Consider the following 14,462-nt stretch of genomic DNA (forward strand, 5'->3'; position numbering starts at 1 on the left):
GAAGCTACCGTCGGCAGGGTTTTTCATGGAGAAAAATCTAACAAAAAATCAACGACGGACGGCCTTAATCACGTGCCATTCGGGCCTGAGTGGTTTTGGACCTCGAAGGAAGATCTGGGAAACATGAAGCCGGCCGGAGATATTGTCGCAATGCTGGAGCGGTGCAACCAGCGGAATGCCAACTACCTGCTCAATATTTCGCCTGACAAAACCGGACTCATCCCCGACTACGCCATGCAACGGGCACGGGAAGTCGGAGAGATATTGCGTGACCGCCCGAGTTCAGCGCGGACGACCCAAACTATTCCAACCCCGGCAGCTGCGGCTCCACTAGCCGACCCCTGAAGAAACAAGTTCGTAGCATTCACCGCCTCCGTTGAAAAGGGTCTGCAAAGAATCGACAAGGCTTTCCCCAAGGAAACTCGGCGGAAGTTTTTTCGTCTACAACCGTATTCCCCACCGCGTCACTTGCATTATAAAACCGCCACCCATGAAGATCCTGCTTTGCCTTCTCGCTCTGGCCACGCCGCTTCTTGCCGGGGAAAAACCGAACTTCGTCTGGATCGTCAGTGAGGACAACTCCTCCCATTGGCTTGGTTGCTACGGCAACAAGCAGGCTGAGACTCCATGCTTGGATGCATTGGCAAAAGAGGGTTTCCTTTTCGAACACGCCTACTCGAACGCACCTGTCTGTGCCGTCGCACGTGCAACCATCCTCACCGGTGCCTATTCCCCCTCCATGGGCACGCAGCACATGCGTTCACGCCATCCCATTCCACAGAAATACAGGCCCAACGTCGAATACCTTCGCGCCGACGGATACTACTGCACTAACCGAGCGAAGACTGACTACAATTTCGAGGGAGATGACAACTCCTACTGGGACGACTCGTCACACAAGGCCCACTACAAGAACCGGCCGGAGGGGAAACCTTTCTTCGCGATATTCTGTGTCGCGGTCTCCCACGAAAGCTCGCTTTTTGACGACAAGCCTACTGAACCGAAACGGCTCATACCGGAGCAAGTTGACCTTCCTCCCTATCTCCCGGACCTCCCGGAGATCCGTAAGGACTACGCCCGCTACATTGACCGCATCGCGGAGATGGACTCCCAAGTTGGCAAGATCCTCGAAGAACTCAAGAATGCAGGCCTAGCGGACAACACCATCGTCATCTACTCCTCGGATCACGGTGGTATCCTCCCGCGCGGGAAACGCTACCTCGAGGAAACCGGCGTGAAGATTCCACTGATCGTGCAGATCCCGAAAAGATTCAGAAGTCTCTCCCCCTTCAAAGCGGGCGAGCGGGTCGTCGAACCGGTTTCCTTCGTCGATTTCTCGCCGACCTTCCTCTCCCTTGCAGACATTGAAACCCCGAAGCAGATGCAGGGCAGAGCTTTTCTCGGTACCAAGCGCGTCGAACCTGAGGAGGATGAAATGGAGTTCCTGTTCGCCGACCGCTTCGACGAACTTTACGGCCTGCGCCGAGGTCTGACGGACGGGAGGTGGAAATACATCCGCAACTTCAATCCCCATTTTCCGGCCGCTCCCTATTCGTCCTATCAATTCCGCCAACCCGGCTGGATCGCCTACAGAAAGGCATGGGAAGAGCACAAGCTCAGTGGCATTCACAAGGCACTCTGGGAACCTACAGGCACATCGGAACAGCTCTATGACCTTGCGACAGACCCATGGGAGGTCAACAACCTCGCTGCAGATCCCCAGTACATGAGGAAGCTCATCGCATTGCGGGAACGCCTTAAAGCAACGATGAAAGAAGTTCAGGACACCGGACTGATCCCCGAACCGCTCTTCGGCACGCTTTCCAAGGGAACCACCATTGCGGACTATGTGCAGAGCGATCAGTTCGATGTCTCAAAAGTCACTGATCTTGCCTTCACCGCCACTGAAGTGGATGCGGTAAATATCCCCACACTTAAAGAGGCTCTCACCTCGGAGGATGTCGTCGTCCGCTACTGGGGAATCATCGGACTCCGTGCTCTCGGTGATCAAGCCGCCCATGAAGCCGACGCCCTCGTCCCCCTTCTCAAGGACCAACATGCCGTCATCCGGACCACCGCTGCTGATGCCATTTTCGCCTTCGGAAATGAGGATCTCGCCGCGAATTCCCTCGTCACCGACGTGGCCAGTGAAATGGATGGCCCCTCGCTTCTCAATCTTCTCAACACGCTCCGCAGTCTCGATCTCCTTGACCAGCTTCCAGACAACTGGGCGGCAGGCAAAGAAATGAAGAGCGAGGATTTCAACTACATCCGTCGTTTCGCCGAGAGTAGTAATAATGCAAAGACGGCATCGCGCGGAGATCACCGGGAATAAAAGAGGTCATAGGCATCAGATGAAATCAACGCCCATATCACCCTTCCTTCGAAGCCCATCGGGTGCTTGCCGGATTGGCTTCTCCAATTGGCTCGGCAGACTCATCGTCGCTTAAGCTCAACACAGTCAACAAGAACCATGAAACCAACAACAGCCATCCTCGTCTTGGCCACTTGCGTAACTACCGCATCCGCACAGGAAAACAAAAACCCGAAACTCCCTAGCGGCTGGCGCGTTCACGACATGGACCGGCCCTTGCCAAAGATCATCACCCCTGGCGACTCACCATCCGACGCGCCATCCGATGCGATCATTCTTTTTGATGGCACCAACCTCGATGCGTGGGTTGGAAGGAAGACCGCCGACAACCCTGAAGGCAAAGCTCAATGGAAGATTGAAGACGGCTATACTGAAGTCGCCGCAGTCGGCAACATCCAAACAAAGCGAAGGTTCGGCGACCTCCAAATCCATCTCGAATGGGCTACTCCTACCATCATCAATGAAGACGCCCAACGCCGGGGAAACAGCGGCATATACCTGATGGGCCTTTATGAAATTCAAATCATGGATGCATACGAAAATCCCGCCTATCCTGACGGCATGGCGGGTGCCGTCTACGGACAAACTCCCGCTCTAGTAAACGCCTCCAAGAAGCCCGGTGAATGGCAGACTTACGACATTATCTTCAAAAGCCCGAGATTCGAGGGACAGAAAATGGTCTCTCCTCCAACTGTTACGGTCATTCATAACGGAGTAGTCGTTCAGAACAACACCGAGATTCTTGGCAGCACCAACCACAATCGTCTCCCTACCGTCAAAGCCCACGCGCCGAAGGCCCCAATCACTCTGCAAGACCACGGTCAACCCGTCCGTTATCGCAACATTTGGGTCCGCGAACTCTAATCCAGCCTGTCGCCAACGATCCCCGATAGCATACACAAATATGAATCGATGAAAACAAAGTCCCCATTGATGTTAATGCCGCTTATTCTTGCTGTTCTCTTTGTCGGATGCGGCAAAGGTTGGGAGATGGATTATGGGAAGCCTGCAGCGCAGTTCCACGAGCAAGACCTTTTGGTGAAGGGAAAGAACTTTGTTGGGAAGAAGATCACGGCAAAGGGTGTTGTGAAAAAAGTAGATACTTCAGATCCCGATTCGGCATGGATTATTCTGTCCGAAGGAACACGTTGCAACTTTGGTGATTTCAGGGCGATGGCGGAGAGCGTCAAGCCGGGTGACACCATATACGTTGACGGGTTCCTCAAGCGTTGTGAGAAAGGCGAGATAGTAATCGACCCAGCGATGTCGCGGGATCCAAAGGCACATTTCGAACCAAAGTAGATCCAACCCCTAACCAATTGTAGCCATGTTACACACCCCTCCATCCTCTTCCGTTTCACTTCCAAACCTCACCCCGGCTTGGCGACGGTGATCAACTCCACCTGTAGCCAGCAAACAACCGAACATCCCCTTTTTCATGAATAACTCACATATCAACTTTTCGCGCCGCCACTTTCTTAAAACCTCCATGGCAGCAGCCGTCGCCGGGCCGCAGATCGTCCGGGCGGAAACGCTTGGCAACAAGACCAAAGCAGGAGCCAACTCCCGCATCGGGCTTGGCTACATAGGTGTCGGACTGATCGCCCAAGGACATGTCGTCAGCTTCGCCGGCATGAAGGACGTCCAACCACTCGCGGTCTGCGACGTCCGCGATTGGAAGGTCAAGGAATCGATCGGGAAGCTCGCCCAACGAGGACACAAAAGTCTCCAATCCACCTCACATTTCGAGGAGGTGCTAGCGAATCCAAAAATTGATGCCGTCTGCATTGCCACCCCGGACCACTGGCATGCGGGAATCGCACTCGCGGCAATGAAAGCAGGCAAGGACGTTTACGTCGAGAAGCCCATGACCCTGACGATCGAAGAGGGCCAGTTGATGGTCGAGGCAGAGAAGAAATATGGCCGAATTGTCCAGGTCGGCTCTCAGCAACGCTCCACGGTCCACTTCCGTATCGCTGTCAACTTGGTCCGCAACGGTCTGATCGGTGATGTGAAGGAGGTATACTGCCAGCTCGGCCGCTTTCCACTACCGCCCGAGAAGGAGACAATCATTCCGGTCCCGCAGGGTTTCGATTACGATCGTTGGTTGGGGCCGACGCCCTTCTACGAATACTCGGACAACCGAGCTAAAGGAGTTTACGGCGGCGGATGGCGCAGCTACTGGGATTATGGTAGTCGTAAGTTCGGCGATTGGGGAGCACACCACTTTGATATCGTCCAATGGGCGCTGGACCGCGATGACACAGGACCGGTCGAGTTCATTCCAGCCGGATACGACGGAAACAAATTTCACCACTACCGCTACGCCGATGGCATCACCGTCTGGCGCGACAAAAAGCCGGACCATGGTCACATGATCCGCTTCATTGGCACCAAGGGTGAAGTTCACGTTAGTCGAGGCAAGATTGCCAGCCTGCCAAAGGATTTGGTGCGCCATCGCTACGGTCCGAACGACATTCAGGTATACGAATCGAAAGACCATCGCCAGAACTTCATCGACTCGATCAAGTCGCGTAAACCGACCATCTGTCCGGCCACTGTCGGGTATCGTAGCGCGGCAATCTGCCAACTCGCCGGCATCGCCGAGCGGCTGGTCCGTCCCCTGAGGTGGGATCCCGTTGCAGGGGAAATCACCAACGATGCAGAAGCAGCCGCGATGCAGAGTCGCCCGCGAAGGAAAGGCTACGAACTGCCGGAGATCGGATAAGGGTATCAAGGGGACTGCGGTGGCGATCAATGAGTCGGGGCCGAATGTTACTGTTTTGAGACGGTTCTTGAGATTCTACCGCCCTTCCGGGGCGGGGTCCAAAGCCTTAAGGTCAAAGGTCGAAAGTCCCTTGGTTCGTGCGTCGATCATCATCCTAGCCCGGATATTTCACCAAAAACTTGCAAACCATTGATTATGAAAGTGCCACCGGGGGGACTCGAACCCCCACGCTGGTTACCCAGCAACGGATTTTAAGTCCGCGGCGTCTACCAATTCCGCCACGGTGGCTCACTAACAAATCATGATCAAATCAACGACGTGCTTCAATCGCTTCGATGGCCCGGCCGACGACCACGGCCATCTCCGATTTCGCGTTCTGCTGTTCCTCTCTGAGAATAACAAGACTCTTCTCTGTTCCAATTTTGGCGAGAAGATTGGCGGCAGAGATCTTGAGGATCGGAGAGCCCTCCTTGAACCTGACCAATACCCTTTCCTCAATCGGCTCGCCCATCTCCCCATACTGCGTCTCCCAAGCGGCCGGATCGTCCGCCCACATCTCGTCAAGAATAGGAATGACCTCTTCGTCCTCCCGCTGAACCATGTAGGTAATGACCGGGCGCGGTACGGTTCCATCCTTTTCCATGAGTGATTTCGCCACCGCGCGGATCGATTCGTCTGATCCATCACCCTCCTCGGACCAGACTCCCAGGGCCTCTGCGATATCACTCTTCATCTCCGTGTCGGCCCGCTCCAGCAATTGCTGCAGCCGCTTGACGATATCACGACGAAACAGCTTGGGCTCCACATCTGCAAGCCGCTGGATCGCCTCCTCCACCCGCCGCGGGTCGATGCTCTCCAGCTCACGTCGATTCAATTCATAAAACGACGGGTTCTCGGGATTCGTAAGCTTGTCGATCGAACCCTGCACGAAGGACTCGTTGTTCACTTCGATCTCCACGACCTGCAGCTCCTCGTGGATCTGAGCGACTTTCCCGAAACGGGTGCAGAGCTCGGCGACTTTCCCCAGATCATTCTCGACATCAATGAGGACCATCAGGAAATCATCAGGAGGGCGTGGATAGAGCCAGGACGCTTCCGAGGCACCGGTCGATCCGCTCAGATACTCGACGACTTGGTGCTTGTTGAAGTCCCGCATGTCACGCAACCAGACCGCGATCGCCGTTTTCCCCTGAACTTCACGATCAGGTCCATACCTGGCGAGAGCCTCCGCCATTGGCTCATAGTGCATTTCCTCCTTGAGGGAAGCAAAGGGGTCGACTTCGACCACGAGCTCTTCTTCGATTTCAAAGGGGGCATAGCCGCCCTGTCCGGTCGACGCGCTCCTCTGGGTTCCCTGCCTGAAGAAAAACGGCAAGGAGATCAGCACCGCAGCAAAAAGCAGACCGACCATCACGCCCTTGGCGCGACTGTGAGGGTTTGCAAAGAAGAGGAGGGAAAATGCGAGTAGGGCCGTAAAACACGCGAGGATCAGCCTTTTGGAGACCGCGGTTCCGTCGAGCAGGCCACCGGGCTCACCTCCAAACATTAGAATCAGGGCAACAATCGCGGCTCCGGCGACTCCTGCGATCCCCAGAATGATCCTGAACGGCGATGTCGGTTCGACAGCTGCCGGTGGCGGCACGTCCTTCTCGTAGATGATGGGTTCAAAGGCAGGCGTGACCGCAGACTTGGTTGGGACCCGGCTGAAGCGATCGAGAGAAGCATTTCGCCGTTCACCAGGGTAAATTTTGCGCTGGCGAACCGTAACCTCGTCATCGACGCGGAATCGCCGGTCGCAGCTGCCACATTCGACCATACGGTTCCGCAGCTCCTGACCGACCTTGAAGCGCTGGCCACAACCAGGGCAGCGGATGGCGATGTCGTCGGATTCGGAATGAGGCTCGTCCATGTGCGGGGAGAGCATTGCCATGGCGGATTCGGTAATGCAATCCCTGTCCGGGGCTTGCCGGTCACCTTTTCAGGAGGTAAAGCACCTGCATGTTACCGCAAATCGAGGACCTGTTGGTCCTGCAGGACAGGGATCGTCGAATCGCCATGCTGGCGGACCAACTCGAGAAACTCCCGATCGACGAGGCCCGTGCCAGAACCAAGCTGGAGGCCGACACCGCAGCGGTGGATGTGGCCAAAAAGGCCATCCTCACCAATGAGATGGAGATCAAGAAGGTGGAACTGGACGTCGATACGCGCAAAACCTCGATCACCCGACTGAGAACCCAGCAGTTCGAGACTCGGAAAAACGACGAATACAGCGCGCTCGGCCACGAAATCGAACGTTACGGGAAAGACGTCGATGTGCTTGAAACAAAGGAGCTGGAACTGATGGAAATAGGCGACTCCCTCAGGGCAACGCTCAAGTCTGCTGAAGAAGCCCTGGCAAAAACCAAACGCTTGGTCGAAGAGGACCTCAAGTCGATCAAAGAGCGCTTTGGAAACATCGAAACCGAACTCGAGGAAACCCGTGCCGAACGCAAGCAACTTGCCGAGTCTGCAGATCCCGACATCGTCCACCTCTATGATCGTCTCTTGAAAACCAAGAATGGTGTGGCCGTGGCACCCGTGAACAATGGCCAATGCGGTGGCTGCCATGTGCGTTTGATCGCGGCCACGTTGATCAAGGCACAAAGCAAGGAAATCGCCCAGTGCGAGAACTGTGCAAGAATCCTCTACATCGAACCCTGAGTTTCAGGGTTGGCTCTGGGTCACCGAATAGAATTCCTTGCGGCGTTCCTCGACCACCACCAGCCAGTTCATCATGCTCACGGGTGGGAGCGCGCCTGGGTGCGTGATGGGGGAAAGATTCACCTCCACCTTGTCATGTTCCAGCTCGTTGTTCGAGCCGTTCTTCATGTCGAGGAGGTGAACCGACTGACCATTGGTTCCAGCGTCACCTGCCAGACTTCCCATTTGGCCTGAAATCTTCAGTCGAAACGGGTTGTTCTCCGCGCCATAGCGTTTTTCGGGAGCGAACAGCGAGCAAGGAGGATAGAAGGGATCGGGCAATCCAGAGCCTAACGGGGCACTCACTGCCGTCGTGTTGAAGTCATCCGCGATGTAGAGCCTGAGATTGGTCACCAGCGAGAAGCCCTCGGGAAAGCTGCTGAGATTGGCACAGTCTTTCAGTATCACCCCATAATCGAGCTCCGTGCAGGGGATGGAGGGCTTGTTGAGGAGCACATTGCCCGGATAGTCGACATTGATGGAAATCGAGTGATTCACCGCCGTATCGTCCGCTCCGATCAATTGAAGAAACTCAGGGAAGCGCTCCGGGTGGATGGAAACGCAGTGCTTGATCCCATGCAGCATCGTGACCTCGAAGGGATAGCTGGGCCGATAGAATCCCGACTTGCGCGTGCCGACGAGAGGATCACCGAAACGGCTGTTTCTGAATGATACCGGTCCGGAGACCGCACTTTGGAAACTGTAACTACCATTCTTACCGTAGGCCACATCCACAGGGAAATCGAAGGTCACCGTCTGGTTCTCATCGGCGCACCAGATATATCCCGGAGGAAGATCCGTGTCAGGACCGGTCTCCAGGTCAATCACCATGGTCTCCTCGATGCCATTCTTCTGATAGCGGAAGGTCAATTCCCCCGGCGAGGAGTCGTCGGGCCCCCTCACATCCGTGATATCGATGTGCATCGCGCACTGGATCGCACCGACCGTGTAATCATTCCAAGTGGTATCAGAAAGGGTATTCAATTCAGATGAATGCGCATAGCGATCGAAAAAATCGATCCCGCGGTTGATGGGAATGAAGGCGGCACGCCCGGTCTCGGAAGTGAGCGAGACGGGCATGAAGGTGCCGTGGGTGAGCTCGTATTGCTCGCGCACTCCGGGAGCGAAAGGATCGGAGGCATTGACGGTGCCATCGCCCGTATTCTCGACGAAGGGATTGTCCCCGATGCTCGCCCCGGTGGAAATATCCAATCCACGTCGACCTGAGATCCGCTCCAGATTCATGCCGGCCTCGACCTTGGCACGCGTCGCGAAGACTCCCCCTGTGATGGAAGTATTATCGCCCCAATCCGTTCCATCTTGATACTTGCCAAGCACCGTGAATGCCTCGGCAGAAATGGCCAACTGCGAGGGCACTTCGTAGATCGAAAGGACGAATTCACGCTTCGCCTTCTCAACACCGGTGTATTGATCCTGCTGATCGGAGAGATCCATTCTGAACGCCCACCAATTACGCTTGGCGACAAAATCTTCACCTGGCTTCGCGTAGCCGAATCGTATGTTGGGATAAGGTAACAGATTGAACTGGGGATACTCATCGACCGAGGCTCCCACCCGTCCGTCAGCCAAGGTGCTGTAGACTTTGTTGCGACTAATGATCGGCCACAGATTGTCGTTGCTCAACACCGTCCCCGATCCACTTTGAAGGGGTACGGGAAATCCGGCCCCGAAATCCTTGTTGACTCCCGGTGAGACATAGCGACTCTTCGTCCCATCGTAGGCTTCAAAGGTCTGGGACGACCATGTTGTCGCATCTCCTGAATTTCCCACGACTGCCGTTTCAAGGCCGAATTCATCAAGAATACTGTTCTTGATCGAAGCCTCGGAGTTGGATTGAAGAATGGCTGAACGAAACACTTTCTGCCAAAGCAGAGGTGTGCTGATCGAAGAACTCGAATTCGAATTATGCTGCATGCAGCGCATCGCAGAATTCGAGGCGATGGGAATGATCGCGCGGAGGATCGCATCCTCTTTCGCCGCGTAATCAATTCTCAAGGTCGCAAGCCCCTGCGCTTCCTGAGAACGAATCGCTGTCTTGTAGCTATTGATCAGCATGTATAGCAAGACAACGCCCATAGAGAGCACCATCATATAGGAGACGTAGCCTCTTGGTGATCGGAGTGTTTGGGTATTCCTTCTCATAACTGTTGGGTCCCGGAGTAGACTAGTTCTTCGCCATTGGGCCCTGCCACAATCATCCGCAAGACCCCATGCTCCACCGCAAACGAAACAAGACTGGGCTGCCTGCTGAGAGCCCATTCAGGACCCGGGATCGCCCCGTTTTCCGGAATCATGGTGTAGTAGAGTCCCGGCCCAGTTCCGGGATCCTCGAACGATAAGATTGACGCCCGCATCGAGCCATCGGATTCCCGGAAACGAAGGACCAAGGCCGTCGCTCCAGTCAGCACCGGGCTTTCACCGTTTTTCAGGGCATCGACGTCCTCGTAGAGGCGGTAGTCTTCCGCAGCGCCGATCACACGGATCACGTAGTTGTTAATCATCGGAGCCTCGCGGGTTAGGAAATCCTGTGCCCTGAAGATCCTGAGGAAGGCCATCTGTTGATTGAAGAGCATCAGACCCATGGACGCGACCATGATGCCAACGCTCATCGCAAGGCTCAACTCCACCAAGGTGTATCCTCCCCTGGTTCCATTTTTGGGTGTTGCCTTCATTGTGAGCGCACGATGGTTCGAGATTTCACATACTTGCGCTCACCCACGTTGTAGGTGAGCAGGCTCTGAAAATTGTAGACCTTCATCCCGGAGGGATTCGTGGCGATGGACCCGCTTCCGCCATCCACAGGAAAGTTGTTAGAATCGGGAATCCGGGTACGAATCACCGTCCCATAAATCTCACTCCCCCCGGGAAGCTTGCCGAGCTGGACCTGCACCTCGGACTTCTGAGGATACTGGGGCCACGGCGAATCCGTATCGAGCAGATCCGAGAAGGGAAGACGCTGCGCCCAGGCCTTCTCATAGGTCAGATAGGCATCCGAGACCGTCTGCTGCAGCGTCCACTGCCGCGGAGCCGTGACATTGATCGAAAGCTTCAAGAGAATCAACGAAAGCCCCGTAAGGAAAGTCATGGCATAGGTTGCCTCCAGCAGCACCGAGCCCAAACGGTGCCTGCGGAGGCGCCGTCCTAGCCCACCTCTTCGCGCACCGCGCAAAGAGGTCTTCCTGGGGAAAACCTTTATCACTAAGGAAAAGTTAACAAAGCTTCCCCGTTTCGAAAACTACGTGATCACGGAGCAATCTTCACCGATCAGGGGCCCAGTGACGGACTCTCAGGCGTCTTCGCCCGCCTTCCTTGTTTACTCCACCTATGGTCCACTGACCGTATAGAACTCCCGCCGCCGCTCTTCGACGACGATGAGCCAGTTCATCATGGTAACCGGTGGCAGGGCGGCTGGATGAACGATCGGTGCCAGATTGACCTCGACCTTATCGTGGTCCATCTCGCCGCCGCTACTGTCAATCATATCGAGCAGGTGAACCGACTGCCCCGCAGTGCCCTGATCCCCGGCAAGACTGCCCATCTGTCCCGAGACTCTGAGCCGGAACGGATTGATTTCCCCACCGTATCGTTTTTCAGGCGCGAAGAGCGAGCACGGCGGAAAATACGGTGACGCAATCCCAGAGCCCGCTGGGGGGGCTACACTTTGAACGTTGAAGTCATCGGCAATGTAGAGCCTTAGATTGGACACCAAAGAGAATCCTTTGGCGAAGGAACTGAGATCTCCGCACTCCTTGAGGATGACCCCATAGTCAAGATCAGTGCAGGGAATCGAGGGTTTGTTGAGCAGGACATTTCCGGGATAGTCGACATTGACCGACAAGGAATGATTTACGGACGTATCATCTCCACCAATCAACTGAAGAAATGCCGGAAACCGCTCGGGATAGACCGCAATACACGGCTTCAACCCGCGCAAGATATCGAGCGCGAACGGATAACTCGGCCGGAAGTATCCGGACTTCAGGACGCCCACATTGGGATCCCCGAAACGGGCGTTGGAGAAGGATACATTGCCACTGACTCCAAGCTGGAAGGCATATTGACCATTCTTCCCGTAGGCGACATCCACCGGGTAGGGGAAATTCACCGTCTCATCCTCAAGCGCGCAAAAAACATAACCCGTAGGCAGATTGGTGTCAGGGCCGGAAAGCAAATCGATGACCAAGGTCTCTTCAGTTCCTCCCTTCTGATAGCGGAAAGTCAGTTCCGTTGGAGTCGGATCCGTTGAACTCAACACATCGGTCACATCGAGATGCATCGCGCACTGGATCGCTCCCACGCTGTAATCATTCCACGTCGTGTCGGACAAGGTCGCCGTCTCAGGCGAGTGCGCGTAGCGATCAAAGAAGTCCACTCCACGACTGATCGGCACGAAGGCCGCCCGCCCGGATTCGGACGCGAGCGAGACCGGCATGAAGGTATCGTTCGTCAATTCGTAGAGCTCTCGCACGCCCGGTTGGAGCGGATCCGCTGCGGGGTTTGCCCCTGCTCCGGGTTGAACGATCGGGTTTGATCCAATCGACGACTCCGTTGAGATATCCACGCCCCGGCGTCCGGAAAGTCTTTCGAGATTGAAAGCCCCCTCCACTTTCGCCCGGGTGGCGAAAACGCCACCCGCGATGGTGGCGTTCCCCCAATCCGTACCGTCGGCATGCTTGCCGAGCACAGTGAAAGCTTCGGCGGAAATCGCCAACTGGGATGGAATTTCATAGACCGAGATCACGAAGTCCCGCTCATACTGATCGATCCCCGTGAGATGATCATCTTCATCTGCGAGATCGAGACTGAAGGCCCACCAGTTCCGTTTGGCGACGAAAGGCTGACCGGGCTCGGCGTAACCAAAACGAATATTCGGATAGGGTAACAGATTGAACTCAGGGTAGTCCGCCACCGGCAGTCCGAGCCCCGACTGAGCACGATCTGTATACTGCTTGCTGCGACTGATCATTGGATAGAGCCGATCTCTGCCAATCACCGTTCCCACCGCCGAATCGAGCGAGGGAGGATATCCCGGACCGATGATCCGGCCTGTCGATGGAGAGACATCCCAGCTGTGAGAGTCCGGTTCGATCGGGTCAAAAATATTGAGGATGTTGGTGTAGTCGGAGTCCCCACTGGTGGCCGTGTAGGAAGTGTCCAGGCCAAATCCTTGGGCCACATCGGAGCTGACTGACTCACGTGCATTGGCCTGATCGAGAGCGACGGAGAAAATCTCGCGCCAGCGGAGAGGATCCCGGTTCGCTCCCGATGCATTGGAGTTTGATTTCATCACACCCATCGCGCGATTCGGAACAAGGTTGACGATGGCCTTCAACACCTCCTCCTCCTTCGCCGCATAATCGATCCGCAATCCTACCTTCGTCTGTGCTTCTTGCGAACGGATCGATGTCTTGTAGGCACCGAGTAGAAGGGAAAGCAGCAGAACCCCCATGGATAAAACGAGGACATACGAGACATAGCCCTTCCATTGACGCCTTGAGATGGATGCTCGATTCATAGCTGTTGAGTTCCTGAGTAAATGAGTTCTTCGCCATTGGGTCCGGTAACCTGCATTCGCAACACGCCTTGCTCGACCGCAAAGGAGACCAGGCTCGGCTGTTTGCTCAGCGCCCAGTCCGGACCCGTGATCGACCCCATTTCGGGGACCATGGTGTAGTAGAGTCCGGGCCCGGTTCCCGGATCTTCAAAGGACAGAATGGAAGCGCGCATCGTCCCGTTCGCTTCCCGAAACCGAAGCAGCAGAACCTTGGCTCCGGTAAGCACCGGATCCGATCCGTTTTTCAACGCATCAATGTCCTCATAAAGCCGGTAGTCCTCTGCCGTACTAATGACGCGGACCACGTAGTTGTTGATCATCGGAGCCTCACGAGTCAGGAAGTCCTGAGCCTTGAAGATTCTCAGGAAGGCCAATTGCTGATTGAAAAGCATCAAGCCCATGATCGCGACCATGATTCCGACGCTCATTGCCAGACTCAACTCGATCAGAGTGTAGCCCTTCGGGCTTCGGAGTTTTTGCACGGCTTTCATTGCGATCGGACAACCGTTCGGGATTTCGCATATTGCCGCTCTCCCACGCTGTAGGTCAGCAGGCTCTGGAAGTTATAGACGCGCATCCCCGAAGGATTCGTCTCGACCGTTCCGCTCCCGCCATCGGCAGGAAAATTGTTCGCATCGGGAATTCGCGTGCGAATCACCGTGCCAAAAATCGGACTCCCACCAGGGAGCTTTCCCAACTCAACCTGTGTCTCCGTCTTTTGCGGAAACTCCGGCCACGGTGAGTCCGTATCCAGGAGGTCGGAGAAAGGCAGACGCTGGGCCCAGGCCTTCTCATAGGTCAGGTAGGCATCGGATACCGTCTGCTGCAGCGTCCATTGGCGAGGTGCCGTGACGTTGATCGAAAGCTTCAGCAGGATCAGCGAAAGACCCGTCAGAAAGGTCATCGCATACGTTGCCTCAAGCAGCACGGATCCCATGAATCGGCGACCTTTGGACTTCTTCGTCGACTTGCCTACGCGAGCCGGACCACTTGTTTTTCCGAATCTCAACATATCCGATGATTCCCTTCCATTGGTCGGTCAGGAC

13 protein-coding genes and 1 tRNA gene are annotated in these 14,462 nt (G+C 55.5%); 6 read left to right on the forward strand and 8 right to left on the reverse strand.

The genetic code is table 11. The annotated features are described in order from the left end of the window. The 5 genes from WBG04_RS16920 to WBG04_RS16940 all read left to right on the forward strand — a co-directional run. On the forward strand, positions 1 to 345 hold a 345-nt coding region (locus tag WBG04_RS16920), incomplete at its 5' end, for an alpha-L-fucosidase (protein ID WP_424315837.1). A gap of 145 nt (positions 346 to 490) precedes the next feature. Further along, positions 491 to 2,335, forward strand: a complete 1,845-nt coding sequence (locus WBG04_RS16925) for a sulfatase-like hydrolase/transferase (RefSeq protein ID WP_424315839.1) — start codon at positions 491 to 493, stop codon at positions 2,333 to 2,335. Between the two features lie 138 nt (positions 2,336 to 2,473). Continuing rightward, positions 2,474 to 3,238, forward strand: coding sequence for a 3-keto-disaccharide hydrolase (locus tag WBG04_RS16930; RefSeq protein ID WP_424315840.1), 765 nt, complete (start codon positions 2,474 to 2,476; stop codon positions 3,236 to 3,238). Positions 3,239 to 3,286: 48 nt separating this feature from the next. Then, positions 3,287 to 3,676 (forward strand): hypothetical protein, encoded by a 390-nt coding sequence (locus tag WBG04_RS16935; protein ID WP_424315842.1) that lies wholly within the window; start codon positions 3,287 to 3,289, stop codon positions 3,674 to 3,676. Positions 3,677 to 3,812: 136 nt separating this feature from the next. Continuing rightward, positions 3,813 to 5,102: a Gfo/Idh/MocA family protein gene (locus tag WBG04_RS16940; RefSeq protein ID WP_424315844.1), complete on the forward strand. Its 1,290-nt coding sequence runs from the start codon at positions 3,813 to 3,815 to the stop codon at positions 5,100 to 5,102. Between the two features lie 202 nt (positions 5,103 to 5,304). Here the strand turns inward: WBG04_RS16940 and WBG04_RS16945 are convergent. Continuing rightward, a tRNA-Leu gene (locus tag WBG04_RS16945) sits at positions 5,305 to 5,390 on the reverse strand. A gap of 22 nt (positions 5,391 to 5,412) precedes the next feature. Further along, positions 5,413 to 7,032 carry a hypothetical protein gene (locus WBG04_RS16950; RefSeq protein ID WP_424315846.1) on the reverse strand — a complete coding sequence of 540 codons (1,620 nt, stop codon included), beginning with the start codon at positions 7,030 to 7,032 and terminating at the stop codon, positions 5,413 to 5,415. Between the two features lie 68 nt (positions 7,033 to 7,100). Here WBG04_RS16950 and WBG04_RS16955 point away from each other — a divergent pair, with 68 nt between their 5' ends. Beyond that, on the forward strand, positions 7,101 to 7,802 hold the full coding sequence (locus WBG04_RS16955; RefSeq protein WP_424315848.1) for a zinc ribbon domain-containing protein: 702 nt from the start codon (positions 7,101 to 7,103) through the stop codon (positions 7,800 to 7,802). Positions 7,803 to 7,805: 3 nt separating this feature from the next. Here the strand turns inward: WBG04_RS16955 and WBG04_RS16960 are convergent, their stop codons facing one another. The 6 genes from WBG04_RS16960 to WBG04_RS16985 all read right to left on the reverse strand — a co-directional run bounded on the left by WBG04_RS16960 (position 7,806) and on the right by WBG04_RS16985 (position 14,353). After that, a complete protein-coding gene (locus tag WBG04_RS16960; protein ID WP_424315850.1) occupies positions 7,806 to 9,953 on the reverse strand; it encodes a hypothetical protein in 2,148 nt (715 codons plus the stop codon). 47 nt (positions 9,954 to 10,000) lie between these two features. Further along, complete coding sequence (locus tag WBG04_RS16965; RefSeq protein ID WP_424315852.1) at positions 10,001 to 10,534, reverse strand: hypothetical protein; 534 nt, start codon at positions 10,532 to 10,534, stop codon at positions 10,001 to 10,003. Further along, positions 10,531 to 10,947: a hypothetical protein gene (locus tag WBG04_RS16970; RefSeq protein WP_424315854.1), complete on the reverse strand. Its 417-nt coding sequence runs from the start codon at positions 10,945 to 10,947 to the stop codon at positions 10,531 to 10,533. Before WBG04_RS16970 ends, WBG04_RS16965 begins: the two co-directional genes overlap by 4 nt. Positions 10,948 to 11,184: 237 nt before the next feature. Next, complete coding sequence (locus WBG04_RS16975) at positions 11,185 to 13,377, reverse strand: hypothetical protein (RefSeq protein ID WP_424315856.1); 2,193 nt, start codon at positions 13,375 to 13,377, stop codon at positions 11,185 to 11,187. Then, positions 13,374 to 13,907, reverse strand: a complete 534-nt coding sequence (locus WBG04_RS16980) for a type II secretion system protein (RefSeq protein WP_424315858.1) — start codon at positions 13,905 to 13,907, stop codon at positions 13,374 to 13,376. Before WBG04_RS16980 ends, WBG04_RS16975 begins: the two co-directional genes overlap by 4 nt. After that, positions 13,904 to 14,353: a hypothetical protein gene (locus WBG04_RS16985; protein ID WP_424315860.1), complete on the reverse strand. Its 450-nt coding sequence runs from the start codon at positions 14,351 to 14,353 to the stop codon at positions 13,904 to 13,906. The genes WBG04_RS16980 and WBG04_RS16985 overlap by 4 nt, the downstream gene beginning before the upstream one ends. Between the last annotated feature and the right edge of the window lie 109 nt (positions 14,354 to 14,462).

Source organism: Haloferula sp. (assembly GCF_049672945.1).
Classification (GTDB): Bacteria; Verrucomicrobiota; Verrucomicrobiia; order Verrucomicrobiales; family Akkermansiaceae; genus Haloferula.

What these genes read in the sequence shown, in the direction of transcription:
- WBG04_RS16940 (WP_424315844.1), top strand. Translation starts at nt 3,813, where the DNA reads ATGAATAACTCACATATCAACTTTTCGCGCCGCCACTTTCTTAAAACC.
- WBG04_RS16980 (WP_424315858.1), bottom strand. Translation starts at nt 13,907, where the DNA reads ATGAAAGCCGTGCAAAAACTCCGAAGCCCGAAGGGCTACACTCTGATC.
- WBG04_RS16935 (WP_424315842.1), top strand. Translation starts at nt 3,287, where the DNA reads ATGAAAACAAAGTCCCCATTGATGTTAATGCCGCTTATTCTTGCTGTT.
- WBG04_RS16960 (WP_424315850.1), bottom strand. Translation starts at nt 9,953, where the DNA reads ATGATGGTGCTCTCTATGGGCGTTGTCTTGCTATACATGCTGATCAAT.
- WBG04_RS16975 (WP_424315856.1), bottom strand. Translation starts at nt 13,377, where the DNA reads ATGAATCGAGCATCCATCTCAAGGCGTCAATGGAAGGGCTATGTCTCG.
- WBG04_RS16925 (WP_424315839.1), top strand. Translation starts at nt 491, where the DNA reads ATGAAGATCCTGCTTTGCCTTCTCGCTCTGGCCACGCCGCTTCTTGCC.
- WBG04_RS16930 (WP_424315840.1), top strand. Translation starts at nt 2,474, where the DNA reads ATGAAACCAACAACAGCCATCCTCGTCTTGGCCACTTGCGTAACTACC.
- WBG04_RS16985 (WP_424315860.1), bottom strand. Translation starts at nt 14,353, where the DNA reads ATGGGATCCGTGCTGCTTGAGGCAACGTATGCGATGACCTTTCTGACG.
- WBG04_RS16965 (WP_424315852.1), bottom strand. Translation starts at nt 10,534, where the DNA reads ATGAAGGCAACACCCAAAAATGGAACCAGGGGAGGATACACCTTGGTG.
- WBG04_RS16950 (WP_424315846.1), bottom strand. Translation starts at nt 7,032, where the DNA reads ATGGCAATGCTCTCCCCGCACATGGACGAGCCTCATTCCGAATCCGAC.
- WBG04_RS16970 (WP_424315854.1), bottom strand. Translation starts at nt 10,947, where the DNA reads ATGACTTTCCTTACGGGGCTTTCGTTGATTCTCTTGAAGCTTTCGATC.
- WBG04_RS16955 (WP_424315848.1), top strand. Translation starts at nt 7,101, where the DNA reads ATGTTACCGCAAATCGAGGACCTGTTGGTCCTGCAGGACAGGGATCGT.